Raw genomic sequence first — 24,733 nt, forward strand, 5'->3', positions numbered from 1 at the left:
CCCATGCCCGTGATCGAAACCGCGCCCCTGACCCTCGGCCTTGTGGCGCTTCTGGCCTATCTGCTGGGGGCGGTGCCCTTCGGCATCGTCATGGCGCGGCTCTTCGGGCTTGGCGATCTGCGCAAGATCGGATCGGGCAATATCGGCGCAACCAACGTGCTGCGCACCGGCAACAAGCCTGCCGCCTTCCTGACACTGGTGCTGGACGCGGCCAAGGGCGGCATCGCGGTGCTGATCGCACGCGCCGCCGTGGGCGAGGATGCGGCGCAACTGGCGGGCTTCGCGGCCTTTCTCGGCCATCTGTTCCCGGTCTATCTGGGGTTCAGGGGCGGCAAGGGGGTCGCCACCTTCCTGGGCACCTTGCTGGCGCTGGCCTGGCCGGTGGGGCTGGCGGCCTGCGGCACCTGGCTCGCGGTCGCGGCGGCGCTGCGTTATTCCTCGCTCTCGGCGCTGGTCGCGGCGGCGCTGTCGCCGGTCTGGGCAATCGTTCTGGGACATGGCGAAATGGCGGCTCTCGCCGCCCTGCTGGCCGCGCTGATCCTGATCCGCCATGCCGCCAATATCCGCCGCCTGATCGCGGGGACAGAGCCGAAGATCGGCAGGAAGGGCTGATTCAAACGCCGCCTGTCCGGCACCTTTTTTGGCCCAGGGTTTCGCCCCGGCTTGCGCCGAGGCGACCCGCCGGGGGCGCTGCCCCCGGACCCCCGGGATATTTCTCGCCAGAAGAAATCCGATTGTGCTTCTTCTGGCCGAAAATATCCCGGGGGAGTCCGAAGGACGGGGGCAGCGCCCCCCTTTTCGCGCCACGGCAGCGGCCGACCGGGATTTTTCAGTAGCTGTATTCGGCGTAGATGCGGGAGAGATCCCCGTTCCAGTCGCCATGGTAATGCTCCAGCAACTCGTCGGCCGGGGCCTTGCCGGTCTCGACGCTGTCTTCGAGCGCATGCAGGAAATGGCGTTCGTCCTGCACCATGCCGCCCAGCCCCGGCCGGGCGCGGGCCTTGAGGCCCGAACGCGCGATCGCGACCACCTCGGCGGCCAGCGCCTGCATCTTGCGTCCGCCCACCTCGGCCTGAAGCCCGTGGACCGAGGCCGCGACCCGCCAGGCATCGCGCGTTTCGGCATCCCAGTCCTTGACCAGATCCCAGGCCGCATCCAGCGCCGACTGGTCATAGGTCAGCCCTACCCACAGTGCGGGCAGCGCGCAGAGCCGCCGCCACGGCCCGCCATCGGCGCCGCGCATCTCGATGAATTTCTTGACGCGGGCCTCGGGGAAGATGGTGGTCAGGTGGTCGGCCCAGTCGGACAGGGTGGGCACCTCGCCGGGCAGCGCGGGCAGGCGGCCGGCCAGGAAATCGCGGAAGGACTGGCCCAGCGCGTCGATGTATTTCCCGTCGCGATAGACGAAATACATCGGCACATCGAGCGCGTAATCCACCCAACGCTCGAAGCCGAAGCCGTCCTCGAAAGCAAACGGCAGCATCCCCGTGCGCGCCGGATCCAGATCGCGCCAGACGCGGGCGCGCCACGATTTGTGCCCGTTGGGCTTGCCCTCTAGGAAGGGCGAATTGGCGAAAAGCGCGGTGGCGACGGGCTGCAACGCCAGCGCCACGCGCAGTTTCTGCACCATGTCGGCCTCGGACGAGAAATCCAGATTCACCTGCACCGTGCAGGTGCGGTACATCATCGTCTTTCCCATGGTCCCGACCCGGTCCATGTAGTCGGTCATCAGCCGGTAGCGGCCCTTGGGCATCACCGGCATCTCGTCATGCGTCCAGACCGGCGCGGCGCCCAGCCCGATGAAGCCCACGCCGATCTCGTCGGCGACAGAGCGCACCTCGCGCAGATGCTCGTTCACCTCGTCGCAGGTCTGGTGGATGGTGCAGAGCGGCGCGCCCGACAGTTCCAGTTGCCCGCCCGGTTCAAGGCTGACATTGGCGCCGTCCTTTTCCAGCCCGATGATATGCTCGCCCTCGAAGATCGGCGCCCAGCCATAGCGCTGGCGCAAGCCTTGCAGCACCGCCAGAACCGACCGCTCGCCGGCATAGGGAATGGGCTTCAGCGTCGCCTTGTCATAGCCGAACTTCTCGTGCTCGGTGCCGATCCGCCAGGCATCCCTGGGCTTGCAGCCGGCTTCGAGATATTCGGCCAGTTGCGCCACGGACTCGATCGGGCCGCCGCCGGTTTGTGGGATGGACATGGGCGCTGGCCTCCGGTTCGTTCGCGTATTTCCCCCGTCACCTGCGACGGGGGGCGGGTCAAGTCAAGGCAGGGGCGCGCGTGCGCCGCCAGACCGTGACCGGCCCCAGGTCCGGGCTCCGGTCGAGTGCCGCGACAATAGGACCGGGGCGGGCACCGGGCAATGATACGAAAGCATCGAAAAGCGCCTCGGCCCCCTGTGCGGCGGCGGGGATCGTCACGGTGGGAAACCCCGATTGCGTAAGCCGCCAGAGCCGGGCGCCATCGGCATCGAAGACGAGTTCCAGTTCGGTCAGTTCGCTCAGCGCGACGAAGCCGCCATTGACGGGGGCCAGATAGGTGATCTGCCCCTCGTCCACCTGCACGATCCCCGGCGCGCCCCCGCCCGGGACAAAGCGCAGCCGCCGGATCGCGACATAGCCCAGCGCCAGCGACAAAAGCATCAGCGCAAGCCCGAGCCCCTGAAAGAACCAGCCGCCGAAGGTAAAGACCCAGCCGCCCGCCAGCGCCATCCCGCCCGCGGTCAGCATCTCGCGCGAGCGATCCAGAAGCGCGCGAATCTCGGGGCGCAGGAAGCTCACCCCCAATCCCCCAGCGCCTGCTGCCACAGCGTCATCGCCGCCACCGCCGCCGTGTCGGCGCGCAGCACCCGGGGGCCCAGACTGACCGGATGGGCAAAGGGCAGGCCGCGCAGGCGGGTGCGCTCGGCATCCGAAAAGCCGCCCTCGGGGCCGATCAGGATCGCCCAGGGCCCGCGCGGCGCATCGCCCAGCGCCGCCCCCGCCCCCACCAGCGCCTCGTCGCAGAACATCAGCCGCCGCCCTTCGGGCCAGTCGGCCAGAATGTCGGACAAGCGCCGTAACCCGCAAACCTCGGGGACAAAGGTTCCGCCGCATTGCTCGGCCGCCTCGATGGCATGAGCTTGCAGCCGGTCCTGGCGGATCCGCTCGGCATTGGTGAAATCGGTCTGCACCGGACAGATGCGCGCGGCGCCCATCTCGGCGGCCTTCTCGACGATGAAATCGGTGCGCGCCTTCTTGATCGGCGCGAAAAACAGCCAAAGATCGGGCGGCACCTGAAGCGGCCGCGTCTGCCGCTCGCACAGCAGCGCGCCGCCGCGCTTGCCCGCCACGGCGACCCGCGCCAGCCATTCGCCCGCGCGCCCGTCAAAGACCAGAACCGGATCGCCAAGCCCAAGCCGCATCACGGAAAAGAGATAATGCGCCTGCACGTCGGCCAGAGGAACGGTTTGCCCTTCCCCCAACGGGTGCTCTACATAGAGCCGGATTTTCGCAGACCGGGGTTCGCTCATGGCTACCAGTGATACGTCCCAGACCGGCGAAACGCCAGAGGCCGAAGGCCAGGTCGCCGATGCGGTCCGGGGCAACTGGGTCGACACCCGGGCGCCGGCCTGGACGCGCCCCTATCTGCGGCTGTCGCGCGCCGACCGGCCCGTGGGAACGTGGCTGTTGCTGATCCCCTGCTGGTGGGCGGTGACGCTGGCTGCGGCCTCGACCGGGTTTCTGTGGATCGACCTCTGGATCGTGCTGGGCTGCGCCATCGGGGCGTGGCTGATGCGTGGCGCGGGCTGCACCTGGAACGACATCACCGACCGCGAGTTCGACGCCAGCGTGGCGCGCACCCGCTCGCGCCCGATCCCGTCGGGGCAGGTCACGGTGCAGAATGCAGTCGTCTGGATGGTGTTGCAGGCGCTGACGGCGTTCCTGATCCTGATCACCTTCAACACTGCGGCAATCGCGCTGGGCATCGCATCGCTGGTGCTGGTGGCGGTCTATCCCTTTGCCAAGCGCTTTACCTACTGGCCGCAGATGTTCCTGGGGCTTGCCTTCAACTGGGGCGCGCTGCTGGCGTGGACGGCGCATACCGGCAGCCTGGGCTGGCCTGCGCTGTTCCTGTACCTGTCGGGAATTGCCTGGACGATCTTCTACGACACGATCTATGCCCATCAGGACAAGGAGGACGACGCGCTGATCGGGGTGAAGTCCACCGCGCTGCTGTTCGGCGACCAGACGGCGCTGCGGCTTCGGCAGTTCGGCATTGGCGCCGTTGTCCTGATGGCGCTGGCGGTGCTGGGCGCGCTGACCCATAGTGCGGGTCAGACCGCGGTCGTGGTCGGGCTGATCGGGGTGGCGGGCTTTGGCGCGCATCTTTACTGGCAGTTGCGCAATCTCGACGCGGACGATGCCGATGCCTGCCTGCGGCTGTTCCGGGCGAACCGCGATGCCGGGCTGATCCCGGTGCTGTTCTTCGGGCTTGCGATCCTGGCATAGGCGCACGGCCGCTGGAGGGGGACGATCCATGACCCATAGCGACGGGGAACTCCGATGACCCGCCTGACGCCCAGGTTGCTTGCGCCTGCCGTGATCGCGCTGGCGGCGGCGATCTGCCTGCTGGCCGCGTATCTGGCGGTCGGCCAGCTTGAATCGCGCATGGCCAAGGCGGTGCGCGCGGCGCTGTCGGACGCCGGGATCGCCTGGGCGGAGGCCACGCCAGACGGCATGCTGATGCGGCTGACCGGCACCGCCCCCGACGAGGCCGCGCGGTTCCGCGCGCTGTCGGCCGCGGGGGCGGTAATAGACGCCTCGCATGTGCTGGACGAGATCAACGTCGAGCCGCCGAACCCGCTGGCCGCGCCGCGTTTTTCGGTGGAACTGCTGCGCAATGCCTCGGGGATCTCGGTGATCGGGCTGGTGCCCGCCGCAACCGATCGCGACCGGCTTGCGCGCGATCTGGGGCGGCTTGCCCGGAACCTGCCGGTCACCGACATGCTGGAAAGCGCCACCGCCCCGGTGCCCGAGGGATGGGAGGCGGCGCTGGCCTTTGGGATCACCGCGCTGGGCCGGTTCGACAGCGCCAAGGTCTCGATCACGCCGGGCGAGGTGTCGGTCAGCGCCATCGCCCCCAGCCCGCGCGACCGCGACCGGATCGCGCGCGAACTGCGCGCCGCGGCGCCGGCGGGGCTGACGCCTGTCCTGGAAATCTCGGCGCCGCGCCCGATGATCGCGCCCTTTACCCTGCGCTTTGTCCTCGAAGGCGGGACCGCGCGGTTCGATGCCTGCGCCGCCGATACCGCCGAGGCCGTCACCCTGATCGCCGAAGCCGCCCGGCGCGCGGGGATGACCGGCGCGCTGGATTGCCCGCTGGGGCTTGGCGTGCCCGCACCCGGCTGGGGCGAGGCCGCCGCCCATGGCATCGACGCGCTGGCCGAGATCGGCGGCGGCACGCTGGCCTTTTCCGATGCGGACGTGACGCTGGTCGCCGCCGCGGGCACCGAGCGGGCACGCTTCGACAAGGCGGTGGCGACGCTGCGCAGCGCGCTGCCCGCCCCGTTCGAACTGACCGCCAACCTGCCCGATCCGGCCGGGACGGAGGGCGGGAATGCCAGCGCGGGGCCACGCGACTTCGTCGCCACGCTCAGCCCCGAGGGCAAGGTGCAGTTGCGCGGCCGGGTGCCCGACGCGCTGGTGCAGTCGGCCGCCGAAAGCTATGCGCGGGCCCGCTTCGGCCTGAACAATGTCCGGTCGGCCACCCGGCTTGATCCCGACCTGCCCGAAGGCTGGCCGGTCCGGGTGCTGGCGGGGCTTGAGGTTCTGTCGCAACTGCGCAACGGCACCGTGACCGTACAGGCCGATCTGGTCCGGCTGTCCGGGGTTACGATGGACGACACCGCGCAGGCAAGGGTGGCGCGGCTGCTGGCCGACCGGCTGGGAGAGGGGCAGAACTTCGAGATCGACATCACCTATGTCGAGCCGCAGGAAACCCCCGATGGCCGCCCCACGCCGGAGGCTTGCGTCGCGCGCATCGGCGAGATTCTGGCACAGGAAAAGATCACCTTTGCGCCGGGCTCGACCCGGATCGAGGGCGCCGCGGTTCGGGTTGTCGACCGGATCGCCGAGGTGCTGCGCAGCTGCCCCAACGCCGAGATCGAGATCGGCGGCCATACCGACAGCCAGGGCCGGGCGGCGCTGAACGAACGGTTGAGCCAGGAACGGGCCGAGGCGGTGCTGACCGCGCTGATGGCGCGACGGGTGCTGACCTCGAACCTGACCGCGCGCGGCTATGGCCCCAGCCAGCCGATCGCGGATAACGGCACCGAGGCGGGGCGCGAGGCGAACCGGCGGATCGAGTTCCGGCTGGTCGAGGCGGCCCCCGAGGCCGAGGCGAACGAGAATGGGCAGGAGGACGAGGCCGATGGACAGGACTGAATTCATCATCGTGACCACACTGGTCCTGTTCGCGACCTTCCTGCTGGGCTGGTTCGCCTCGCTTCTGGTGCATCGCGTGGCGCAGGTGACGCATGAGAACATGGACGATCTGGACCACATGGCCCAGGCGCTGCACGAGGCCGAGGAACAGCGCGACCAGGCAATCGGCTATCTGCACCAGCGCGAGGCGGAACTGACCAACCGTCTCAGCCAGACCGAGGCAGAATTGCGCGCCGCGATGGACGGGCTGCGCGATGCGCGGGCCGAAGCGGGCGAGTTGCGCGCCAATCTGGACCGGATGCGCCCGGATTGAGAGGCAGAATGGGTATTTGGGCCAAGAAGAAGCGGAAGGCTCAGTCTTCGGACCAGCGGTCCAGCGCCTGTTCGTCGGCATCCTTGGCCGCGACCCAGGCCGCGCCATCCGCGCCGAATTCCTTTTTCCAGAAGGGCGCTCGGGATTTCAGGTAATCCATCAGGAATTCCGCCGCGGCAAAGGCATCGGCGCGGTGCGGGGCGGCGGTGGCGACCATCATGATCGTCTCGCCGGGCATCAGCGGCCCGTGGCGGTGGATCACCAGGCAATCGACAAGGCTCCAGCGCCGCATGGCCTCGGCCGCGATGCGCTCCAGCGCCTTTTCGGTCATGCCGGGATAGTGTTCCAGTTCCATCCGGGCGAGCCCGCCATCGTCGCGCACGATTCCGGCAAAGGTCACCACCGCACCCGCATCCCTGCGTCCGGCTGCGAAGGCCCCGCATTCCGCGCCGAAATCGAAGGGCTCGGCCTGGACGCGGACCCGCATGGTCAGCCCCCGGTCATCGGCGGGAAGAAGGCAACCTCGCGCACGCCTGCCAGCGGCGCGTCGAACTCGGCAAGTTCCTGATCCAGCGCCACCCGCACCGCCGCAAGATCGGCAAAGGCGACGGCATAGCGTTCCTCGCGCGCCTTCAGTTCCTCGACCAGATCGGCAACCGTCGCGGCAGAGGTCTGGACCCGTTCCTTCGGCAGCCCGATCCGTTCGCGCAGCCAGGCGAAATAGAGCACGTCGATCACCGCCGCTCTCCCTCGGCGAGATGGGGCCAGGCCTTGCTGAAGTAATCCGCGCCGGTAATCAGCGTCAGCCCCGCCGCCACGACCAGAAGCGCGGTGCCAAGGGTCTCGATCACGGGCGAGGCCACGATACCATGGCCGATCAGCACCGAGATCGCGACCATCTGGACCGTGGTCTTCCATTTGGCAAGCTGCGTCACCTTGAGCTGCCCGGCGCGGGCGCCCAGAAACTCCCGCAGGCCCGAGACAAACACCTCGCGGAAGACGATCACGCCCGCAGCCAGCGTCATCACCGCGGGCATACCGGCCTGCGCCACCACCACCATCAGCGCGATCAGCACCATCGCCTTGTCGGCGATCGGGTCGACCATCGCGCCAAAGCGGCTGACGACGTTCCATTTGCGGGCAAGATAGCCATCGACCCAGTCGGTCGCCGCGGCGCCGACGAACAGCGCCAGCGCGATCCAGTCGGCCAGCGGGCTGTCCCACAGGAAATAGACCGCCGGGAACAGCGGCGCCGCGCAAAGGCGCAGCACGGACAGGATGTTGGGCAGGGTCCACCTCATGGGCCGACCCTAGCGGGCGCTGCGGCCGAGGGAAAGGGGGGCGCGGCAGATCGGCGACCAGAAGGCAGGCAGCCGGGTCCCGCAAGATCCGCGGCATTTTTCGTCAGTCGATTAATGATATGGCACTTCGCCTAAATTTCCGCCAATAGGCTGCGCAGAATGACAACAAGAGGTTCCCTGTGCATACGATCGACGAGAAGCTGCAACCCGTTCTGGAATCCGTCCTGCGCCGCAATGCCGGTGAGAAGGAGTTCCACCAAGCCGTGCATGAGGTGCTGGAAAGCCTTGGCAGGGTGATCGCCAAGCATCCCGACTATGCCAATGACGCCCTGATCGAACGGATTTGCGAACCCGAGCGGCAGATCATCTTTCGCGTGCCCTGGGTGGACGACAAGGGGCAGGTCCAGATCAACCGCGGCTTCCGCGTGCAGTTCAACTCGGCGCTGGGCCCCTACAAGGGCGGCATCCGGTTCCACCCCTCGGTGAATGTCGGCATCATCAAGTTCCTGGGCTTCGAGCAGATCTTCAAGAACGCGCTGACCGGCATGCCGATCGGCGGCGGCAAGGGCGGGTCGGATTTCGATCCCAAGGGCCGCTCGGATGGCGAGATCATGCGCTTCTGCCAGTCCTTCATGACCGAGCTTTACCGCCATCTGGGCGAATATACCGACGTGCCCGCGGGCGATATCGGCGTGGGCGGGCGCGAGATCGGCTACATGTTCGGCCAGTACAAGCGGCTGACCAACCGCTACGAGGCAGGCGTTCTGACCGGCAAGGGGCTGGTCTATGGCGGCTCGCGCGCACGCACCGAGGCCACGGGTTTCGGCACGGTCTTTTTCGTCCAGCGGATGCTGGAAACCCGCGGCCAGAGCTTCGAGGGCAAGCGGGTCACGGTGTCGGGTTCGGGCAATGTGGCGATCTACGCGATGGAAAAGGCGCTGTCCTTCGGCGCCAGGGTCGTCGCCTGTTCTGACAGTTCGGGCCATGTGGTGGACGAGAACGGCATCGACCTTGACCTGGTCAAGGAGATCAAGGAGGTCCGCCGCCAGCGCATTTCCGAATATGCCCGCATCAAGGGTACCGGCGTGCATTACATCGAGAAGGGCTCGATCTGGGATGTGCCCTGCGATGTCGCCCTGCCCTGCGCCACGCAGAACGAGCTGACCGGCAAGGACGCGGCAGCGCTGATCGGCAATGGCGTGATCGCCGTGGGCGAAGGCGCGAACATGCCCTCGACCCCGGACGCGGTGCGCGCCTTTCAGAAGGCGGGCGTGCTGTTCGCGCCGGGCAAGGCGGCGAATGCCGGGGGCGTAGCGACCTCGGCGCTGGAAATGCAGCAGAACGCCAGCCGCGACAGCTGGACCTTCGAGCAGACCGAGGCGCGGCTGGCCGAGATCATGGAGCGCATCCATGACCGCTGTGCCCGCACCGCCGAGGAATATGGCGCGCCCAACGACTATGTGCTGGGGGCCAATATCGCGGGCTTCGTCCGGGTGGCCGAGGCGATGCGCGCGATGGGCGTGATCTGACAAACCGACATCCCCGGCCGGGCCGACCGGCCGGGGATCAGCCGCGGTCGTGGAAGAAGCCGTAGATGGTTTCGGCCAGCGTATCCGAAATCCCCTCGACCGCCTTCAGATCGGCCAGCCCCGCGCGGGCCACGGCCTTGGCGCTGCCGAAATGCGCCAGCAGCGCGCGCTTGCGGGTGGCGCCGACGCCGGGGATCTCGTCCAGCGGGGTGGCGCCGACCGCCTTGGCCCGCTTCTGGCGATGCGCGCCGATGGCGAAGCGGTGCGCCTCGTCGCGCAGGCGCTGCACGAAATACAGCACCGGGTCATTGTGCTTCAGCGCAAAGGGGCGCTGGCCGGGGCGGTGGAATTCCTCTTTCCCGGCATCGCGGTCGATGCCCTTGGCCACGCCCAGAACGGGAATGTCCTCGACGCCCAGATCGGCCATGATCTGCGCGACCGCCCCCACCTGCCCGGCGCCGCCGTCGATCAGCAGCAGGTCGGGCCATGTCTCGCCCTCGCGATCCGGGTCTTCCTTGAGCAGGCGCTGGAAGCGGCGGGTCAGAACCTCGCGCATCATGCCGAAATCGTCGCCCGGCGTCAGGTCGGTGCCGCGGATGTTGAACTTGCGATACTGGCTCTTGGCGAAACCCTCGGGGCCGGCCACCACCATCGCGCCGACCGCATTCGTGCCCTGGATATGGCTGTTGTCGTAGATCTCGATCCGCGCGGGCGGGGCGTCCAGCCCGAACGCCTCGGCCAGCCCGGCCAGCAGCTTGCCCTGCGCCACGCTTTCCGAAAGTCGCCGGGCCAGGCTTTCGCGGGCATTGCGGGCGGCCCCGGCCACCAGGTCCGCCTTTTCGCCGCGCTGGGGCACCGCGATCTCGACCTTGCGGCCCGCGCGTTCGGACAGCGCCTCGGCCATCAGGTCGCGATCCTCGATATCATCGGACAGCAGGATCAGCCGGGGCGGATCCTTGTTCTCGTAGAACTGGCCGAGGAAACCGCGCAGCACCTCGGCGGCCTCGGCGCCGGATCCGGTCCTGGGATAGTAGTCGCGGTTGCCCCAGTTCTGGTTCGCCCGGATGAAGAAGACCTGCACACAGGCCTGTCCGCCCTCCATATGCAGCGCCATCACGTCCGCCTCGGCCACGCCGCGCGGGTTGATGCCCTGCACCGATTGCACCTGGGTCAGCGCCCGGATCCGGTCGCGCAGCGCCGCCGCGCGCTCGAACTCCATCGCATCCGAGGCCGCCGCCATCTCGGCCGCAAGCGCCTCCTGCACGCCGGTCGTGCGGCCCTGAAGAAAGCGTTCGGCATCGCGCACCGCCGCCCCATACTCCTGTTGCGAGATCCGGCCCACGCAGGGACCGCTGCACCGCTTGATCTGGAACAGCAGGCAGGGCCGGGTGCGGCTGTCGAACACCGAATCCGAGCAGTTGCGCAGCAGGAACACCTTCTGCAACTGGTTCAGCGTCCGGTTCACCGCGCCCGCGGATGCGAAGGGGCCGAAATAGGCCCCCTTTTCGGTCTTGGCCCCACGATGCTTGGTGATCTGCGGGAACGGGTGGCCGGTGGTGATCAGGATGTTGGGAAAGCTCTTGTCGTCGCGCAGCAGCACGTTGTAGCGCGGCTTGAGCTGCTTGATGAGGTTCTGTTCCAGCAGCAGCGCCTCGGTCTCGGTGCGCGTCGTCAGGAACATCATCGACGCGGTTTCCGAGATCATCCGCGCGATCCGGGGGCTGTGGCCGGACGGCTTGGCGTAATTCGCGACCCGTTTCTTCAGGCTTTTCGCCTTGCCGACATACAGGACGCGGGCCTGCGCATCGAGCATGCGATAGACGCCGGGCGAGTTGTCCAGCGTCGCCAGATAGGACTGCACGCAGGCATGGCCCTGCGGGCGGGGGGCGGTTTCGGCGGCTGTCGGCTCAGTGGTCATGGTCTCGCAGTCGTGATTCCCGGCATGGCTGCAACGATAATCGGCGGCGCATCAAGTCTAAACATGTCCACGAATTCTGTGGATAAGTCTGCGCATAAGCTTGGGGTGCGCCGGATTTTCCATTGTATTCCGCCCCTTTCAATGGTTTGCCTAAATTTTGTGCGCACATTTAAGCGGCTGAAAAACATGGAGAAATTTCACAATGTTGCAAATTGTTGAATTTCCTAAAGAAACAGTGAAGAAAATATGACCCGATCCGCGCGCGGTGGAAAAGTTAACGCGCCCGGCGCCCCACCCCGGTCACTCGACCCCCAGCACGTCGGGGGTCTGCCAGGACAGATGCTGGCCGCCATCGACGCACAGAAGCTGCCCCGTGACCGAGCGTGCATCGAGAAAATAGTCCAGCGCGGCGCAGATCTCGTCGGGATCGGCACCGCGGCGCAGGATCGTCGCGGCGCGCTGGCGGGTGAAATGATCCTCGGACTGCCGCCCGCCGCGCAGCGTCGGCCCCGGGCCGATCGCGTTCACCCGGATCGCCGGGGCCAGCGCCTGCGCCGCGGTGCGGGTAAAGGCCCAGAGCCCCATCTTGGCGATGGTATAGGTCATGAATTCGGGCGTCGGCTTGAGCACGCGCTGGTCGATCATGTTGACCACCAGGCCCGAGGCCAGCGGCTCGCCGCCCTCGCATTGGCCATGGTCGGGCGCCTGATGCGCGAAAGCCTGGGTCAGCAGGAACGGCGCGCGCAGGTTCGAGCCGATATGCCGGTCCCAGCTGTCGCGGGTGGCGGTGTGGATCGTGTCGTGTTCAAAGATCGAGGCATTGTTGACCAGCACCGTCAGCGGCCCGCCCAGCGCCTCGGCCGCGCGGCCGACCAACGCCGCGGCGGCACCCTCGTCCAGCAGATCGGCCTGAAGGGTCGCGGAATGCTGGCCCATGGCGCGGATCAGGTCCGCCACATCCTCGGCCTCGTCGGCGCTGCCGACATAATGCACCGCCACATCATACCCGCGCGCCGCAAGGTGCAGGGCCATCGCCCGGCCCAACCGCCGCGCACCGCCCGTCACCAGTGCACGGCCTGTCATGCCAGAACCACCAACGCGATATAGACGACAAACAGGACCGAGAAGACGATCCCCCAAGCCCGGGTCAGAGGCCAGCCGCGGAACACGAAGGGCAGCATCAACAGCGCGGCCGCCAGCATCACCCAGAGATCAAAGCGCAGCATCTCGGCCGGGACGGGGATATTGCCGAAGAAGCTGGCCACCCCGACGATGGCGAGCAGGTTGAACATGTTCGAGCCGATGACATTGCCCAGCGCGACATCCGCCTGACGGCGCAGCGCGGCCATGACCGTCGTGGCAAGTTCGGGCAAGGACGTGCCGATGGCGACCAGCGTCAGCCCGATCACCGTTTCCGAGACGTTCAGCGCGCGGGCGATCTCGATCGAGCTGTCGACCAGCAGATCGGCGCCCAGCGGCAGACCGATCAGGCCCAGAACAAGGAACATCACGATCTTGGGCCAGCCCATTCCGGCGTCGGCGCCTTCGATCTCGTCCGGGTTGTCGACGGCAGCAGCAGCGGCCGCCGCCGCTGCACCGTTCGCGCGCCGGTGGTTGCGGGCCGTCATGAACGCGTCGGCCAGCACGAAGCTCAGCGCAAGCAAAAGGGCGATACCGTGAATCCAGGTGATCGTTCCGGTCAGCGCTATGGCGATGAAGAAGACGGTCGCGCCCAGCATCATCGCATAGGTGCGCCTTGTGTCGCATTCATCCGTCCGGATCGCCATGATCAGCGCGGGCAGGCCCAGCACCAGCAACACATTGGCAATGTTCGAGCCCACGACATTGCCCAGCGCGATGCCCGGCGAGTCGCGCAGAACGGCCTGGATCGAGACCAGAAGCTCGGGCGCGGACGTGCCGAAGGCGACGATGGTCAGCCCCACGATCAGCGCGGGCACACCCAGCCGCAGCGACAGGTTCACAGCCCCCTTGACCAGGGCATCCCCGGCCAGAACCAGAAGCGCCAGCCCGAGAGCGGCATACAGCAACTGGATTGCCATGACCCTATGCCTTTCCGCAGGGGCAGGGTCCGCTGCCGATCCGGTGGCGCCCGCAGGCGGGGCATTTGCCGGTCTTTGCGCGGCCAAGGGCAAACCGGCCGTCCCCCTTCCCGGGCAGACGCAGCCGTCCGAACATGGCAAGCACCGCCATGGCGATCAGGAACAGGGTAACGACCTTGAGGAGCATGACCTACAATCCATAGCGGGCCCACAGCGCGCGGGCCTCGATCTCGTCCAGAACGCTCGTCACCGCAGGCGCGCCGAGCCGCGACCAGAGCCCCTTGCGCGGGCTGTGCAGCGCGAATTTCACCTTGTCGCCGAAGCGTTCCTTCATCACCGGCACCATATGGCCGATGCCGTCGGCCAGACCCAGTTCGACCGCCTGTTCGCCGACCCAGACATCGCCGGTAAAGAGGTCGCGATCCTCTTTCAGCCTTGTGCCGCGACGCGCGCGGACATGGTCCTTGAACGCGTCATGGATCGGCGTCTGCAACTGCATCAGCCGCGCCACATCCGCGGGCTTTTCGGGCTGGAACGGGTCGAGGAAGCTCTTGCTTTCGCCCGCGGTATGGACACGGCGTTCCACGCCGTAGCGGGACAGGAACTCGGGAAAGCCGAAGCCCGCATAGATCACCCCGATCGAGCCGATGATCGAACTGCGGTCGATCCAGATCTGATCCGCCGCACAGGCCAGCCAGTACCCGCCCGAGGCGGCCACATCCTCGACAAAGGCATAGACCGGAACCTCGCATTCCTCGGACAGCCGCCGGATCCGCGCGCCGATCATCGCGCTTTGCGCGGGCGATCCGCCGGGAGAGTTCAGCGCCAGCGCCACCGCGGCCGGCCGGCCCTTGCGAAAGGCGCGTTCGATCACGGGGGCAAGACCCGCATCCGACAGGCTGGATCCGCCCCGCCCACCCGCCGCAATCGGCCCGGACAGACGGATCACCGCCACCAGCGGGTCGGATTTGACGAAGGGAAGCCACCGTTTCATGGACTCGCATGTAGAGTGAGGGGCGAGCCCGAACAAGACGCGCGAAGAAATGGCCCCGCGCTGTTGCATCGCCGCCCGGCTCAGGCGGGCTTGCGCGCGACGATCTCGGCCCGGCATCGGCGCACGGTCCCGGTTCCGGTGCGCGCGGCTGTTGACTTGGCGGTATAATCCACCCGCTCGACCGTCAGCCCGGCGGCCTCGAACAGCCCGCGCAGCTCTGTCTCGGCCAGGGGGCCGGTGCGCCGTGTCGGGCGGGTTGTCCAGAACCGGCCCGCAACCTCGGCCAGTTCTGTCGCCTTGGCGGGCGCAAGCCCTGCGGCGCGCGCCTGTTCGGTCAGCCTTGCCTGCCGGGTGGGGATGTCGTCGGCGCCCGCTGGCCGCCAGGGCTCGCCCTCGCCATCCTCGGCCAGCGCGCCGGACATCAGCACTGCGCCCCCGGGCACAAGGCTTGCCGCCCAGTTGGCGACGACCCGGCCGCGCTGGTCGCGTGGAAAGAAGACAAGGAAGGAATGGGCGATCACCAGGTCCATGCCCTCGGCACGGAAGGTCAGCATGTCGGCGGTGCGGGCGGTCAGATCAAGGCCCAGCTCGGCGCCCAGCAGGCGGTTCTGCATCACCGGCGTCGCGCAGCGGTCGACATAGGTGATCTGCGGCGCAACACCCGCATTGCGGAACCCCGAGGCGACAATGGCCAGCACCCCGGTATCGGCCCCGCCCGAGATCAGCACGCGCCGCGCGCCCTGCGCCGCCGCCCGCGCAATCTCGGCATGAAAGAACGCCCAGCCCGCGGGCGGCTTGCCCTGCGCCTGCACCAGCCGCAGCATGGACCATGCCCGGTGGTAATCGGCGCAGCCATCGCCGGGCGCACAAAGCGCGGGCGCCCAGTCCCAGGAAAACCGCGCGATCCGCGCCAGAGGCTCGATATCCTTGGGGGTCTGGGGCGTGTCCTGGGCCATGGCCCCGAATGAACCCCCGCCCCGCCGCCGCCGCAAGCGCAAACGCAGCCTGCGGGATCAGACCTTGCGCTGGGCGGTGTTCAGATACCGGCACTTCCAGTTGGCAACGGTCCAGTTCGGATGCGTCGCGACCCATTTGGCCAGTTCCGGCTGGGCCCCCATCATGCAGGTCATGGGTGTGATGTCGGTATAGATAAGGCTGCGTTCCTCGCAGGCCCCTTGTTCATTCTGCGCCAGTCCAAAGCAGGCGACGAAGACAAGTTCGATCATGGCGACCTCGCGCTTTCCGGTTCCTGCCTCAAGGGTGGCAGGCAATCCTGCACCGATGGTTAACCGGGCGGGCGCATCGTGCAATGCTGCACCGCAGCGCAAATGATGCTGCGAACGCAAAGTGGAAATCGGCAGCGGTTTCGCCCCGCTCTGCCCGAATCCCGGGCAGAAAGCGGCTATCCCTTGCGCCGCATCAACCCCCGCGCCGGGTCATAGCCCAACAGCGCCAGCAGGAAGAACGCGACCGCCCCCGTCCCGACCCACAGCAACGCCCAGCCGTTGAACTGCGCATAAAGCGCAAAGCGGATCAGTTCGACCGCATGGGTAAAGGGGTTCACCGCGCAGATGTCGCGCAGAAGCCGCGAGGCTTCGGCCATCTTCCACAGCGGATAAAGCGCGGTCGACAGGAAGAACATCGGGAAGATGACGAAGTTCATCACGCCCGCGAAATTCTCGAGCTGCCGGATCGTGGACGAGATCAGCAAGCCCAGCGCCCCCAGCATCAAACCGCTGAGGACAAGCGCCGGCAGGACATAGACATAACCCATCGCGGGCATCTTGATGCCCATCAGCGCCGCGATGCCGAGAAAGGCATAGACCTGCAACAGCGACACCGCCACGCCCGCCATCAGCTTGCAGAACAGAAGCCACCAGCGCGGCCGGGGCGAGGTCAGCAACAGCCGCATCGAGCCCATTTCCTGATCGTAGACCAGCGAAAGCGACGACTGCATCCCGTTGAAAAGCTGGATCATCGCGCACAGGCCCGGCACGATGTAGACCTCGTAGGTGATATAGGTCTGGTAGGGCGGCGTGATCGACAGGCCCAGCGCCGCGCGGAACCCGGCGGCAAAGATCACCAGCCATACCAGCGGACGCACCAGCGCCGACAGGAAACGGCCGCGGTTCTGAAGAAACCGCATCGCCTCGCGCAGGACGATGGCATGAAGCGCGATCAGCCAGGCGTTCATGCCGCGGCCTCGTCATTGCCGCCGGTCATCTCGATGAAGGCGTCGATCAGATCGCCCTCGCCCGCGATCTCGGCGGCGGTGGCCTGTCGCAACACCCGGCCGCGATGCAGCACCACGACCTCGTCCGAGGGCTCGATCTCGTCGACCAGATGGGTGGCCCACAGAACGCTCAGCCCCTCGGCCGCCAGATCGTGGACATGGGCGGTGATCGACCGGCGCGCGGCAGTGTCCAGCCCCACGGTCGGTTCGTCCAGCAACAGCACCTCGGGCGCATGGATCAGCGCGCGGGCGATCTCCATCCGCCGCCGGTGCCCGCCATTCAGCGCGCGCACCTTCTCGCCCGCGCGCTCGCGCATGTTCAGCCGCTCCAGCGCGGCGTCGATCCGCGCGGTGGCCTCGCGCCCCGCCATCCCGTGCAGCGCCGCGAAATAGCGCATGTTGCGCATGACCGTCGTGTCCAGATCCAGCGTCGGCTGCTGGAACACCACCCCGATCCGGGCCAGCGCCGCGCGCGGATCGCGGGCCAGATCGAAGCCCGCGACCTCGATCCTGCCCTCGCGCGTCACAAGAAGCCGCGTGAGCAGCGAGAACAGCGTCGATTTTCCGGCCCCGTTCGGCCCCAGCAGCGCGCAGAACCGCCCCCGCTCCAGCGCAAAGGACACATCGTCCAGCGCCCGCCTTGCCCCGTAGGACAGGCTGACATTGGAAACGCGAAGGGCGGGAGTGCGGGTCATATGTCCTGTCCGTTGGCAGGGGTGAGGATAGCGGGCCGGCCGACAAGGTCCAGAATCCGGGTCGCCAGCCGTTCGGCCTCGGCGCGGGAATGGGTCACGAACAGCGTGGCGGGCCGTTCCTCGGCGATCAGCCGCTCGGTCAGCGCCAGCATCGCCTCGGCGGTGGCAGGGTCGAGCGAGACGAAGGGCTCGTCCATGATCAGAAGCTCGGGATGCCCGGCAAATGCCCGCGCGAGCGCAAGCCGCCGCTGCTGGCCCAGCGACAACTGGCCGGGAAAGGCATGCGCCTTGTCGCCGATGCCGACACGGGCCAGCATGTCGCGCGCCGCCCGCCGCGTCAGGCCCGGATGAACCAGCGTCAGGTTCTTCAGCACGCTGCGCCAGGGCAGAAGGGTCGGCTCCTGGAACACCATCGCGATCCGGCCGGGCCGCTCGACATTGCCTTCGAACCGCTCGTCCAGCCCCGCGACAATGCGCAAGAGCGTGGTCTTGCCGATCCCCGAAGGGCCAAGGATCGCCACAGTCTCGCCCTGCGCGACCTCGAAGGCGACGCGGCCCAGAACGGCGGTACCGCCAAAGGACTTGGCACGGATATCGACCCGGATCATGCCGTCCGCCAGCGCCGCGCGCGCCGCTCCCAGGGTTGCAGGATCAGCCATTCGACGGCCAGCATGACCGCGATGAAAGACAGCGCATAGATCAGCACCATGCCCACGTCGAACAACTGGAAGTAAAGGTGGATCTTGAAGCCGATCCCGTTCGAGCGGCCCAGGAACTCGACCACCAGCACGATCTTCCAGATCACCGCCACGCCGCCCCGCGCCGCCGCCGCCACGAAGGGCGCAAGCTGGGGCAACAGCACATGGCGCAGCCGCGCCCAGCCGGACATGCGATAGACCCGCGCCATGGCGTCCAGATCGCCCGACAGCGCCCGCGCGCCTTCGCGGATGGTGACGGTGACATTCGGCACCTTGTTCAGCGTCACCGCCACGATGGCCGCGGTCTCGTTCAGCCCGATCCACAGATAGCACAGCACGATCAGCACCAGCGCGGGCAGGTTCAGGAACACCACAAGCCATGGATCAAGCCAGCGGTTCAGCCGCTCGAACCGGCCCATCAGCAGGCCCAGGATCAACCCCAGGCTCATCGCCAGGCAGAACGCCCAAATCACCCGGACGAGTGTCTGGCCCAGGTGATGGGGCAGCGCGCCCGAGCGGATCTCGGCCAGCCATGGCCCGACCAGCGCGAAGGGCTGGGGCAGGATCTGCGGATCTGCGGTCAGCGCCGCGGCGATGATCCAGAGCAGAAGCAAACCGGAAAGCGAGATCGCCGGGACGGCGAGGCGGCCAAGCATCGCCGCCGCTCACTCCAGATCCAGGAACAGGCCCGCAGGCAGGGTCGTGGCCCGCCCCACCAGTTCCTCGCCGCCCAGTTCCGCCATCAGCGCCAGAAAGCGGTCCGCCGCCTCGGCATCGACATTGCCCGGCGCCGGGATCCCCGCGCGGTAATCGTCGCGCAGCCGCTCGAACTCGGCATCGTTGGCGGCGTTCATGATCGGCCGGATCGCCTCCCATGCGGCATCGCTGTCCAGCAGCATCGCCTTGGCCTCGCGCGAGGCGGCGTAAAAGGCTTCGGCGATGCCGGGATTCTCGGCCAGGAAGCTTTCCTTGAGCACATAGCTCAGAAGCGGCGTGTCGGGATCAAGCCCCAGCGCCGCCGAGGCATCCGCCACCGAGATCAGTTCGCGCATGCCCGCGGCCTTCATCTTGGCGAGGAAGTGCCAGAAATTGATCGCCCCGCCGGTTTCGCCCGACAACCCCGCCTTGAAGATCAGCGGCGGCGCGCCATAGACCTGTTCGGTCTCGGCGGCCAGATCCATGCCGTATTCGCGCGCGGCATAGGCCCGCAGCACCAGCCAGCTCTTGTCCAGCGGGCCGCCCGCGATGCCGATCTTCTTTCCCGCCAGATCCTTCAGCGTCTGCGCCGGGCTGTCCGGGGGCACCACCAGACCGCCCACCGCCCGCGAATAGGGGATGGCGATATAGTCCCGGCCCGCCGCGCGCTGGCGGGCGACCCAGATCCAGTCGACCACCATCATGTCGGCCTCGCCCCCCTCGACCGCGACGCGCGTGGCACCGTTATCGGCAAAGGGCGACAGCACCAGCTCGAACCCGTGCGCGGTATCGAGCCCGTTTTCCATGATCGTCGTCAGTTCCCAGGTCACGGTGCCCAACTGCAACACGGCCGCACGCAGCCGCGGCAAATCCTCGGCCCAGGCTGCGGCGGCGCTCCATAGCGTCACAAGGGCCGCAAGCGCGCCCGTCACTCGGTTCAACATGGTCTTCCTCCCGGTTTCTTGCGCGCGTTTCCGGTGTCGCTCTTGTCCGCCCCGCGCCGTACGGACCGGCGGGCATGATCGCCGCCAGCCCCCTCCCCGGCAGCGCAGGCAGAGTTTCGGGGATCGTGCCAGAGCGCAGAGCAAATGGGAAACCGATACTTAAGGCGCATTGCGACCCGTCCGGGCGGGGATAAGCTCGACCGATGAACCTGCGCCCCCGTCTTGCGGCTCTGGCCGCCATGATTGCCTTAGCCGCGGCCCCGCTTGCGGCGCAGGTGCCGTTGAACCGCGACGCCCAGGTGGCGTTCTTCGGGATCGCGTTTCTCGATACCTCGACCGAAGGCGCCTATTTCGGCGCGCGTGAAGACGAACAGGCGCGCATCGTCCTGCTGGAGGACGAGGTGCGCGCGCGCTTTGGCGCCGAGGGGTTTGCGCTGATGGACAACGCACCGGTTGCCGAGGATCTGGCCCGCATCAAGAACCCTGCCAATTGCTATGGCTGCGAGTTGCGCATCGCGGACAAGCTGGGGGCCGATTACGTTCTGGTCGGCGAGGTGCAGAAAGTCTCGAACCTGATCCTGTCGATGAACCTGGTGATGCGCGATGTCGAAACCGGCGCGATGGTGCGGGGGCTGTCGGTCGATATCCGCTCGAACACCGACGAGTCCTGGCTGCGGGGCATGCGCTACATCCTGAAAAACAATTTCTTCAAGGAATGAGGGAGGATTTCGTGAACCTACAGGGGAGTCTGGCCGCGCTGACGGCCGTGGCGGTGATGGTGCCCGCTCTGGCACTGGCGCATGGGCCGACGCGCCAGAAGGTCGACGTGACCGCCGAGCTTGCCGCCGAACCTGCCGAGGTCTGGGCGGTCGTGGGCGACTTTCAGGACATGGGATGGCACCCGGCGGTTCACGCCACCACGGGCGAGGGCGGCAACACGCTTGACGCGACGCGGCTGCTGACCCTGGGCGCGGCGGACGGGCCGACGATTGCCGAAGAGCTTTACAAATACGATGCCGGGAAGATGACCTATTCCTACCGGATCACCGAGGTCGCGGTCGAGGTTCTGCCGGTGACGAACTATTCCGCGCATCTGACCGTCAAACCGCGCGCTGGCGGCGGGTCGGTCGTGGAATGGCGCGGGGCCTTCTATCGCGGCTATCCCAACAACGATCCGCCTCCCGAACTGAACGACGAGGCCGCGATCAAGGCCGTGACCGCGGTCTATGAGGCGGGTCTGTCCGCACTGGTCGACCGCTTTGGCGCGCCCTGACATCCTGGCGCTGGCGCTTGGCTGGGCGTTCGCCGCGCTGCCTGCGGCGGGCGACATTGCCTATGTGACCAACCAGAATGGCGGATCGGTCTCTATCCTCGATCTGGCCGCGGGAACCGAACTCGCGCAGGTGCCGCTGCCCGGCCAGCCCGCCGGGATCGCGGTTGCGGCGGGCGGCTTTTTCGCCGTCTTGCCCGACACCAAGTCGCTGCGCCGCTTCGATGCGGCGGGGAATGAGACCGGGCAGGTCGCGCTGGACGGTGGTCCCATCGGCATCGCCCATGATCCGCTGCGCGGACGGGTCTTCGTGTCGGACTGGTACAACGCAAGGCTCTGGGTGGTGGATTCCGCCGCCATGTCGCTGACCGGAACGCTGGAAACGGGCACCGCACCGGCCGGACTGGCGGTGTCGCCGGATGGGCGCTGGCTTGCCTCGGCCGACAAGGAGGCGGGGCAGGTCTCGATCTTCGATCTCGAAAGCCTTGCGCTGGCCGGGACCGTGCCGGTCGGCATCCGGCCCTTCGGGCTGGGCTTTGCGCCGGACGGGCGGCTGTTCGTCGGCAATGTCGGCTCAAACGACGTGAGCGTGGTGGATGTGGCGGAACGCCATGTGCTGGCCACCCTTCCGGTCGGCGATCAGCCCTATGGCGTTGCCTTCGCGCGTGGCCGGGCCTTTGTCACCAACCAGCATGCCGACACGGTCAGCGTGATCGACCTTGGCACGCTTGCACCGCTTGGCGAAATCGCGGTCGGCGAATATCCCGAAGGGATCGACGCCACCGCCGATGGCGCGACCGTCGTGGTCGCCAACTGGTTTTCCAACAGCGTCAGCCTGATCGACGCCGAAACGCTGACCGTGACCGCCGAGATTGCCACCGGCGACGGCCCGCGCGCCTTTGGCCGTTTCATTGCAGAACGGGGGGACTGAGCCCATGCGCCGCCTTTTCCTTGCCCTCGCAATGACACTGGCACCCGGCCCCGCCCTGGCCCAGACCGCATGGGACGAATTGCGGCCGATGCTGTTTGCCGAGCGCGCGTTGATCCCGGCCGGCCCGCATATCGCCATCGCCAGCCCCTATCGCACCGCGGATGATGCAAGGACGCCGATCGGGATCCATGTCGAGGGGCCAGAGGGCCGGCTGATCGACAGGGTGACGGTGATCCTTGACGAGAACCCGATGCCGGTTTCGGCGGTGGTCGAGCTGGCCCGTCCGCTGCCCGCGCTGACTTTCGACCTGACGCTGCGCTTCAACGGCGCGACGGCGCTGCATGTGGTTGCCGAAACGACAGATGGCAGGCTGTTCCTGGCCGAGACCCATGTCAAGACCAGCGGTCAGGGCGCCTGTGCCGCGCCGCCCGGCACCGATCCTGTCGCCGCGCTGGCCGACCTGGGCCAGATGAGTATCGAGATGACCCCGCTGGCCCACACGGGCGGGGCGGCAGCGCGGCTGGGGGCAGTCGCCACACGCACCGGCCGGATCGAGGTCGATATCCGCCACCCCAGCCATTCCGGCCTGCAAAAGGACCAGATCTCGCTGTTGTTCATCCCGCCGCGCTATGTCGGGACGCTCGAGGTTGCGCTGGACGGCCAGCCCTATGCCACGATCACCGGCAGCATCTCGCTCAGCGAAAACCCCCGCATCGGCCTGTCCGCGCCGGGCGCAACCCGGCTGGTCGAGGTGACGATGACGGATACAGGCGGGACCGTCACCACCGCCAGCCGTCACTTGCCGGGTTACTGAGTGCCCGGTTCGCCCGGCTCTGGCGCGACCCGCTCCAGCGGCAGGTCAAGGAAGGCCCAGCCATCGGTGCCTTCGGGAAACCAGTAGATGCGCTCATGGCCGTATTCCAGCGCGCGTTTCGCGGCGTTCCAGCTCATCCAGCATTCATCGAGGCAGAAGAACACCACCGGCCGCGCCAGATCCCCGCCGGTGGCCCGCGCGAGTCCGGCCCGGAAATAGCCATGCGTCACCTCGGCGATCTCGCCATAGCCGACATTGGGCAACCAGATCGCCCCGGGGATCGACAGCCGCGGCGGATCGCGCCAGATCGTGCCCTGGGGCAGGTTCGGCGGCCGCGGCGCGCGCGGCATCACATCGACGAACACCGCCCCGCCCGCTTGCCAGAGCGCATGCGCCTGCTCGGGGCCGATCACGGTGGCGCCCGCCAGCGTTGCGGGCACCGGCCCGCGATACTCGTCCATCCGGTAGCCCGGGGGTTCCGGCACCTCGGCCAGTCCCGGACATGACAACCCCAGCAAAAGTGCAAGGGCTGCCGCGCGGATCATTGCGCCAGATCCCGCACCACCTTGCCGTAATCGTCCACCAGCGGCACGCCCGCCTCGTGCAGGATCGCGTTGATCTCGTCCTGATGGCGGCGGATCAAAGAATTCAGCTGGCGCTGCCAGACCTTTTCGTTCAGCCGCACCCCCATGGTGATGCGATAGAACAGCCGCGGCGGCAATTCCTCGTGGACCAGCGGGATGACCTTGAATTCGGGGAAGTCCGTCTTGACCAGCGGCCCGCCGATCGGCCCCCACAGGATCGCGCCGTCGATCTCGCCCGCCCTCAGTGCGGCCAGCATGTCGGGACCGGGCGCCTCGTAGCGGCGGTCCACCATCAGGTCATAGGCCAGCGCCTTGCCCATCAGACCGTACCGCGCCATGTGCGAGGCAGGCGGCGTGCCCGCGACGACACCCAGCGCCCGCCCCTGCAAGGCCGGGTCGGACAGCGCCTCGACATTCGCCAGCGGGCCGTCCGGATCGACGATCAGCACATAGGTCGAGGTGAAGTAATGGTTGGTGTTCAGCACCAGTTCGTGGCCCTGGGCAAAGCCGATTATGACGTCGCACCTGTTTGCGCGCAGCGTGTTCCGCACAAAGCCGGTCGCCATCGGATACCAGGTGTATTCGACCGGCAGGCCCAGCTTTTCGGCAAACATCTCGGCCAGACGGTTTTCGAACCCGCGCCCCTGATCGTCCGACATCGGATAGTTGGCGGGATCGGCGCAAACCCGGAACGCGGTCTTCGAGACCAGATCCGAGGTTTGCGCCAGACCCGGAACCGGCGCTCCGCACAGAAGGGCCGCAACTGCCGCGGCCGCCAGAAGCGCCTTAACCACCGGCCATGCACTCGGCTTCGAAGGCGCTGATCGCATCCGTCTTGTCTTCTCTCTTGGCCGGCCGGCCGCGCTCCAATGCACCGTCGCCGCGGGCCTTGAGATACACGTAGATATCGTCGACATAGCACATCACGTTCTTGTTCTGCCCGAAGGTGGGCATCACCTTCTGGTGCGATGCGTCGACATTCTGGATCCCGTTCGAGACGGTATAGACGAAATCGTAATAATCCATCCGCTCGACCGCGTCCTTCAGCGGCGGGGCATATGTCGAGCCCATGCCGTCAGGGCCATGGCAGACATGGCATTCCGAGTGATAGCGCCGGAAGCCGGAAAAGGTCATCCAGTCAACTGTGCCGTCCTCGGCAATGAAATAGGTGGGGACGCCATCCTCGGTGAAATAACGGCCGTCCTCCTTGTAGGCGGCAGGGCCGTTGCCCGGCAGCCCCCTGTTCTCGGTGGCACCGCCGGCGCTGGCCAGCCCTGCCATGGCGCCGAAGACCAGCGCCAATCGCAACTTTTTCATCTTTTCTCCCT

At 67.4% G+C, this 24,733-nt stretch carries 30 protein-coding genes; 9 read left to right on the forward strand and 21 right to left on the reverse strand.

Annotation, left to right across the window (positions count from 1 at the left end; all coding sequences use genetic code 11):
- Window positions 1–3: 3 nt before the first annotated feature.
- Window positions 4–612 (forward strand): glycerol-3-phosphate 1-O-acyltransferase PlsY, encoded by a 609-nt coding sequence (gene plsY, locus GH815_RS01810; RefSeq protein WP_153747035.1) that lies wholly within the window; start codon window positions 4–6, stop codon window positions 610–612.
- Between the two features lie 217 nt (window positions 613–829).
- On the opposite strand, the gene GH815_RS01815 is transcribed toward plsY, so the two are convergent.
- The 3 genes from GH815_RS01815 to GH815_RS01825 are packed head-to-tail and all read right to left on the reverse strand — an operon-like array spanning window position 830 to window position 3,511.
- Complete coding sequence (locus GH815_RS01815) at window positions 830–2,200, reverse strand: glutamate--cysteine ligase (RefSeq protein WP_153747036.1); 1,371 nt, start codon at window positions 2,198–2,200, stop codon at window positions 830–832.
- Between the two features lie 58 nt (window positions 2,201–2,258).
- Complete coding sequence (locus GH815_RS01820; RefSeq protein ID WP_153747037.1) at window positions 2,259–2,780, reverse strand: hypothetical protein; 522 nt, start codon at window positions 2,778–2,780, stop codon at window positions 2,259–2,261.
- On the reverse strand, window positions 2,777–3,511 hold the full coding sequence (locus tag GH815_RS01825; protein WP_153747038.1) for a 16S rRNA (uracil(1498)-N(3))-methyltransferase: 735 nt from the start codon (window positions 3,509–3,511) through the stop codon (window positions 2,777–2,779). The genes GH815_RS01820 and GH815_RS01825 overlap by 4 nt, the downstream gene beginning before the upstream one ends.
- Here GH815_RS01825 and ubiA point away from each other — a divergent pair.
- The 3 genes from ubiA to GH815_RS01840 are packed head-to-tail and all read left to right on the forward strand — an operon-like array spanning window position 3,510 to window position 6,738.
- Window positions 3,510–4,490, forward strand: a complete 981-nt coding sequence (gene ubiA / locus GH815_RS01830; protein WP_153747039.1) for a 4-hydroxybenzoate octaprenyltransferase — start codon at window positions 3,510–3,512, stop codon at window positions 4,488–4,490. The genes GH815_RS01825 and ubiA overlap by 2 nt on opposite strands.
- 54 nt (window positions 4,491–4,544) lie before the next feature.
- A complete protein-coding gene (locus GH815_RS01835) occupies window positions 4,545–6,425 on the forward strand; it encodes an OmpA family protein (RefSeq protein WP_153747040.1) in 1,881 nt (626 codons plus the stop codon).
- On the forward strand, window positions 6,412–6,738 hold the full coding sequence (locus tag GH815_RS01840) for a hypothetical protein (RefSeq protein WP_153747041.1): 327 nt from the start codon (window positions 6,412–6,414) through the stop codon (window positions 6,736–6,738). The genes GH815_RS01835 and GH815_RS01840 overlap by 14 nt, the downstream gene beginning before the upstream one ends.
- A 40-nt stretch (window positions 6,739–6,778) precedes the next feature.
- Here the strand turns inward: GH815_RS01840 and GH815_RS01845 are convergent, their stop codons facing one another.
- Genes GH815_RS01845 through pgsA form a run of 3 tightly spaced genes read right to left on the reverse strand, consistent with a single transcriptional unit; the run spans window position 6,779 to window position 8,039 of the window.
- The gene (locus tag GH815_RS01845) at window positions 6,779–7,225 is read right to left on the reverse strand and encodes a molybdenum cofactor biosynthesis protein MoaE (protein WP_153747042.1); all 447 of its coding nucleotides are present in this window, start codon (window positions 7,223–7,225) and stop codon (window positions 6,779–6,781) included.
- A gap of 2 nt (window positions 7,226–7,227) precedes the next feature.
- Window positions 7,228–7,473, reverse strand: a complete 246-nt coding sequence (gene moaD / locus GH815_RS01850; protein WP_343030625.1) for a molybdopterin converting factor subunit 1 — start codon at window positions 7,471–7,473, stop codon at window positions 7,228–7,230.
- Window positions 7,473–8,039, reverse strand: coding sequence for a CDP-diacylglycerol--glycerol-3-phosphate 3-phosphatidyltransferase (pgsA, locus tag GH815_RS01855; RefSeq protein WP_153747044.1), 567 nt, complete (start codon window positions 8,037–8,039; stop codon window positions 7,473–7,475). Before pgsA ends, moaD begins: the two co-directional genes overlap by 1 nt.
- A 179-nt stretch (window positions 8,040–8,218) precedes the next feature.
- Here pgsA and gdhA point away from each other — a divergent pair, with 179 nt between their 5' ends.
- A complete protein-coding gene (gdhA, locus tag GH815_RS01860) occupies window positions 8,219–9,568 on the forward strand; it encodes an NADP-specific glutamate dehydrogenase (RefSeq protein WP_343030610.1) in 1,350 nt (449 codons plus the stop codon).
- A gap of 37 nt (window positions 9,569–9,605) precedes the next feature.
- On the opposite strand, the gene uvrC is transcribed toward gdhA, so the two are convergent.
- The 12 genes from uvrC to GH815_RS01915 all read right to left on the reverse strand — a co-directional run bounded on the left by uvrC (window position 9,606) and on the right by GH815_RS01915 (window position 19,806).
- Window positions 9,606–11,486: an excinuclease ABC subunit UvrC gene (gene uvrC / locus GH815_RS01865; protein ID WP_153747045.1), complete on the reverse strand. Its 1,881-nt coding sequence runs from the start codon at window positions 11,484–11,486 to the stop codon at window positions 9,606–9,608.
- A 300-nt stretch (window positions 11,487–11,786) separates the two neighbouring features.
- Window positions 11,787–12,569, reverse strand: a complete 783-nt coding sequence (locus GH815_RS01870) for an SDR family oxidoreductase (protein WP_153747046.1) — start codon at window positions 12,567–12,569, stop codon at window positions 11,787–11,789.
- Window positions 12,566–13,546, reverse strand: a complete 981-nt coding sequence (locus GH815_RS01875; RefSeq protein ID WP_153747047.1) for a calcium/sodium antiporter — start codon at window positions 13,544–13,546, stop codon at window positions 12,566–12,568. Before GH815_RS01875 ends, GH815_RS01870 begins: the two co-directional genes overlap by 4 nt.
- A gap of 4 nt (window positions 13,547–13,550) precedes the next feature.
- Complete coding sequence (locus GH815_RS19110; protein WP_170290274.1) at window positions 13,551–13,733, reverse strand: hypothetical protein; 183 nt, start codon at window positions 13,731–13,733, stop codon at window positions 13,551–13,553.
- A gap of 3 nt (window positions 13,734–13,736) precedes the next feature.
- Window positions 13,737–14,540, reverse strand: coding sequence for a S49 family peptidase (locus GH815_RS01880; RefSeq protein WP_153747048.1), 804 nt, complete (start codon window positions 14,538–14,540; stop codon window positions 13,737–13,739).
- A gap of 80 nt (window positions 14,541–14,620) precedes the next feature.
- Complete coding sequence (locus GH815_RS01885) at window positions 14,621–15,496, reverse strand: class I SAM-dependent methyltransferase (RefSeq protein ID WP_153747049.1); 876 nt, start codon at window positions 15,494–15,496, stop codon at window positions 14,621–14,623.
- Window positions 15,497–15,553: 57 nt separating this feature from the next.
- Window positions 15,554–15,766, reverse strand: coding sequence for a hypothetical protein (locus GH815_RS01890; protein WP_153747050.1), 213 nt, complete (start codon window positions 15,764–15,766; stop codon window positions 15,554–15,556).
- A gap of 176 nt (window positions 15,767–15,942) precedes the next feature.
- Window positions 15,943–16,734, reverse strand: a complete 792-nt coding sequence (locus GH815_RS01895; protein ID WP_153747051.1) for an ABC transporter permease — start codon at window positions 16,732–16,734, stop codon at window positions 15,943–15,945.
- Window positions 16,731–17,468 (reverse strand): ABC transporter ATP-binding protein, encoded by a 738-nt coding sequence (locus tag GH815_RS01900; RefSeq protein ID WP_153747052.1) that lies wholly within the window; start codon window positions 17,466–17,468, stop codon window positions 16,731–16,733. Before GH815_RS01900 ends, GH815_RS01895 begins: the two co-directional genes overlap by 4 nt.
- The gene (locus GH815_RS01905) at window positions 17,465–18,127 is read right to left on the reverse strand and encodes an ABC transporter ATP-binding protein (RefSeq protein WP_246176270.1); all 663 of its coding nucleotides are present in this window, start codon (window positions 18,125–18,127) and stop codon (window positions 17,465–17,467) included. Before GH815_RS01905 ends, GH815_RS01900 begins: the two co-directional genes overlap by 4 nt.
- Window positions 18,073–18,822 (reverse strand): ABC transporter permease, encoded by a 750-nt coding sequence (locus GH815_RS01910; protein WP_153747053.1) that lies wholly within the window; start codon window positions 18,820–18,822, stop codon window positions 18,073–18,075. Before GH815_RS01910 ends, GH815_RS01905 begins: the two co-directional genes overlap by 55 nt.
- A gap of 9 nt (window positions 18,823–18,831) precedes the next feature.
- Window positions 18,832–19,806: an ABC transporter substrate-binding protein gene (locus tag GH815_RS01915; protein ID WP_153747054.1), complete on the reverse strand. Its 975-nt coding sequence runs from the start codon at window positions 19,804–19,806 to the stop codon at window positions 18,832–18,834.
- 239 nt (window positions 19,807–20,045) lie between these two features.
- On the opposite strand from GH815_RS01915, the gene GH815_RS01920 reads away from it, so the two are divergent.
- Genes GH815_RS01920 through GH815_RS01935 form a run of 4 tightly spaced genes read left to right on the forward strand, consistent with a single transcriptional unit; the run spans window position 20,046 to window position 22,821 of the window.
- A complete protein-coding gene (locus GH815_RS01920; protein WP_153747055.1) occupies window positions 20,046–20,525 on the forward strand; it encodes a DUF3280 domain-containing protein in 480 nt (159 codons plus the stop codon).
- Between the two features lie 56 nt (window positions 20,526–20,581).
- Window positions 20,582–21,079, forward strand: a complete 498-nt coding sequence (locus GH815_RS01925) for an SRPBCC family protein (protein ID WP_407072156.1) — start codon at window positions 20,582–20,584, stop codon at window positions 21,077–21,079.
- On the forward strand, window positions 21,066–22,007 hold the full coding sequence (locus GH815_RS01930) for a beta-propeller fold lactonase family protein (RefSeq protein WP_246176273.1): 942 nt from the start codon (window positions 21,066–21,068) through the stop codon (window positions 22,005–22,007). The genes GH815_RS01925 and GH815_RS01930 overlap by 14 nt, the downstream gene beginning before the upstream one ends.
- A gap of 4 nt (window positions 22,008–22,011) precedes the next feature.
- Window positions 22,012–22,821, forward strand: a complete 810-nt coding sequence (locus GH815_RS01935) for a quinoprotein dehydrogenase-associated SoxYZ-like carrier (RefSeq protein ID WP_153747058.1) — start codon at window positions 22,012–22,014, stop codon at window positions 22,819–22,821.
- Here the strand turns inward: GH815_RS01935 and GH815_RS01940 are convergent.
- From GH815_RS01940 to GH815_RS01950, 3 genes are read right to left on the reverse strand one after another with little or no spacing between them, the layout of a single operon-like run.
- Entirely contained in the window at window positions 22,815–23,366 is a 552-nt protein-coding gene (locus GH815_RS01940) for a PQQ-dependent catabolism-associated CXXCW motif protein (RefSeq protein WP_153747059.1), read from the reverse strand. The genes GH815_RS01935 and GH815_RS01940 overlap by 7 nt on opposite strands.
- Window positions 23,363–24,199 carry a substrate-binding domain-containing protein gene (locus tag GH815_RS01945; RefSeq protein ID WP_343030611.1) on the reverse strand — a complete coding sequence of 279 codons (837 nt, stop codon included), beginning with the start codon at window positions 24,197–24,199 and terminating at the stop codon, window positions 23,363–23,365. The genes GH815_RS01940 and GH815_RS01945 overlap by 4 nt, the downstream gene beginning before the upstream one ends.
- The gene (locus GH815_RS01950; protein ID WP_407072157.1) at window positions 24,192–24,713 is read right to left on the reverse strand and encodes a c-type cytochrome, methanol metabolism-related; all 522 of its coding nucleotides are present in this window, start codon (window positions 24,711–24,713) and stop codon (window positions 24,192–24,194) included. The genes GH815_RS01945 and GH815_RS01950 overlap by 8 nt, the downstream gene beginning before the upstream one ends.
- Window positions 24,714–24,733: the final 20 nt, after the last annotated feature.

It is taken from the genome of Rhodovulum strictum (assembly GCF_009649175.1).
Classification (GTDB): Bacteria; Pseudomonadota; Alphaproteobacteria; order Rhodobacterales; family Rhodobacteraceae; genus Rhodovulum; species Rhodovulum strictum.

Excerpts from the sequence above, each read along its gene's own strand:
- plsY (WP_153747035.1), top strand. The coding sequence starts at position 4 with ATGCCCGTGATCGAAACCGCGCCCCTGACCCTCGGCCTTGTGGCGCTT.
- GH815_RS01815 (WP_153747036.1), bottom strand. The coding sequence starts at position 2,200 with ATGTCCATCCCACAAACCGGCGGCGGCCCGATCGAGTCCGTGGCGCAA.
- ubiA (WP_153747039.1), top strand. The coding sequence starts at position 3,510 with ATGGCTACCAGTGATACGTCCCAGACCGGCGAAACGCCAGAGGCCGAA.
- GH815_RS01825 (WP_153747038.1), bottom strand. The coding sequence starts at position 3,511 with ATGAGCGAACCCCGGTCTGCGAAAATCCGGCTCTATGTAGAGCACCCG.
- GH815_RS01835 (WP_153747040.1), top strand. The coding sequence starts at position 4,545 with ATGACCCGCCTGACGCCCAGGTTGCTTGCGCCTGCCGTGATCGCGCTG.
- GH815_RS01840 (WP_153747041.1), top strand. The coding sequence starts at position 6,412 with ATGGACAGGACTGAATTCATCATCGTGACCACACTGGTCCTGTTCGCG.
- GH815_RS01845 (WP_153747042.1), bottom strand. The coding sequence starts at position 7,225 with ATGCGGGTCCGCGTCCAGGCCGAGCCCTTCGATTTCGGCGCGGAATGC.
- pgsA (WP_153747044.1), bottom strand. The coding sequence starts at position 8,039 with ATGAGGTGGACCCTGCCCAACATCCTGTCCGTGCTGCGCCTTTGCGCG.
- uvrC (WP_153747045.1), bottom strand. The coding sequence starts at position 11,486 with ATGACCACTGAGCCGACAGCCGCCGAAACCGCCCCCCGCCCGCAGGGC.
- GH815_RS01870 (WP_153747046.1), bottom strand. The coding sequence starts at position 12,569 with ATGACAGGCCGTGCACTGGTGACGGGCGGTGCGCGGCGGTTGGGCCGG.
- GH815_RS01875 (WP_153747047.1), bottom strand. The coding sequence starts at position 13,546 with ATGGCAATCCAGTTGCTGTATGCCGCTCTCGGGCTGGCGCTTCTGGTT.
- GH815_RS19110 (WP_170290274.1), bottom strand. The coding sequence starts at position 13,733 with ATGCTCCTCAAGGTCGTTACCCTGTTCCTGATCGCCATGGCGGTGCTT.
- GH815_RS01880 (WP_153747048.1), bottom strand. The coding sequence starts at position 14,540 with ATGAAACGGTGGCTTCCCTTCGTCAAATCCGACCCGCTGGTGGCGGTG.
- GH815_RS01885 (WP_153747049.1), bottom strand. The coding sequence starts at position 15,496 with ATGGCCCAGGACACGCCCCAGACCCCCAAGGATATCGAGCCTCTGGCG.
- GH815_RS01890 (WP_153747050.1), bottom strand. The coding sequence starts at position 15,766 with ATGATCGAACTTGTCTTCGTCGCCTGCTTTGGACTGGCGCAGAATGAA.
- GH815_RS01895 (WP_153747051.1), bottom strand. The coding sequence starts at position 16,734 with ATGAACGCCTGGCTGATCGCGCTTCATGCCATCGTCCTGCGCGAGGCG.
- GH815_RS01900 (WP_153747052.1), bottom strand. The coding sequence starts at position 17,468 with ATGACCCGCACTCCCGCCCTTCGCGTTTCCAATGTCAGCCTGTCCTAC.
- GH815_RS01905 (WP_246176270.1), bottom strand. The coding sequence starts at position 18,127 with ATGGCTGATCCTGCAACCCTGGGAGCGGCGCGCGCGGCGCTGGCGGAC.
- GH815_RS01910 (WP_153747053.1), bottom strand. The coding sequence starts at position 18,822 with ATGCTTGGCCGCCTCGCCGTCCCGGCGATCTCGCTTTCCGGTTTGCTT.
- GH815_RS01915 (WP_153747054.1), bottom strand. The coding sequence starts at position 19,806 with ATGTTGAACCGAGTGACGGGCGCGCTTGCGGCCCTTGTGACGCTATGG.
- GH815_RS01920 (WP_153747055.1), top strand. The coding sequence starts at position 20,046 with ATGATTGCCTTAGCCGCGGCCCCGCTTGCGGCGCAGGTGCCGTTGAAC.
- GH815_RS01925 (WP_407072156.1), top strand. The coding sequence starts at position 20,582 with ATGGTGCCCGCTCTGGCACTGGCGCATGGGCCGACGCGCCAGAAGGTC.
- GH815_RS01935 (WP_153747058.1), top strand. The coding sequence starts at position 22,012 with ATGCGCCGCCTTTTCCTTGCCCTCGCAATGACACTGGCACCCGGCCCC.
- GH815_RS01940 (WP_153747059.1), bottom strand. The coding sequence starts at position 23,366 with ATGATCCGCGCGGCAGCCCTTGCACTTTTGCTGGGGTTGTCATGTCCG.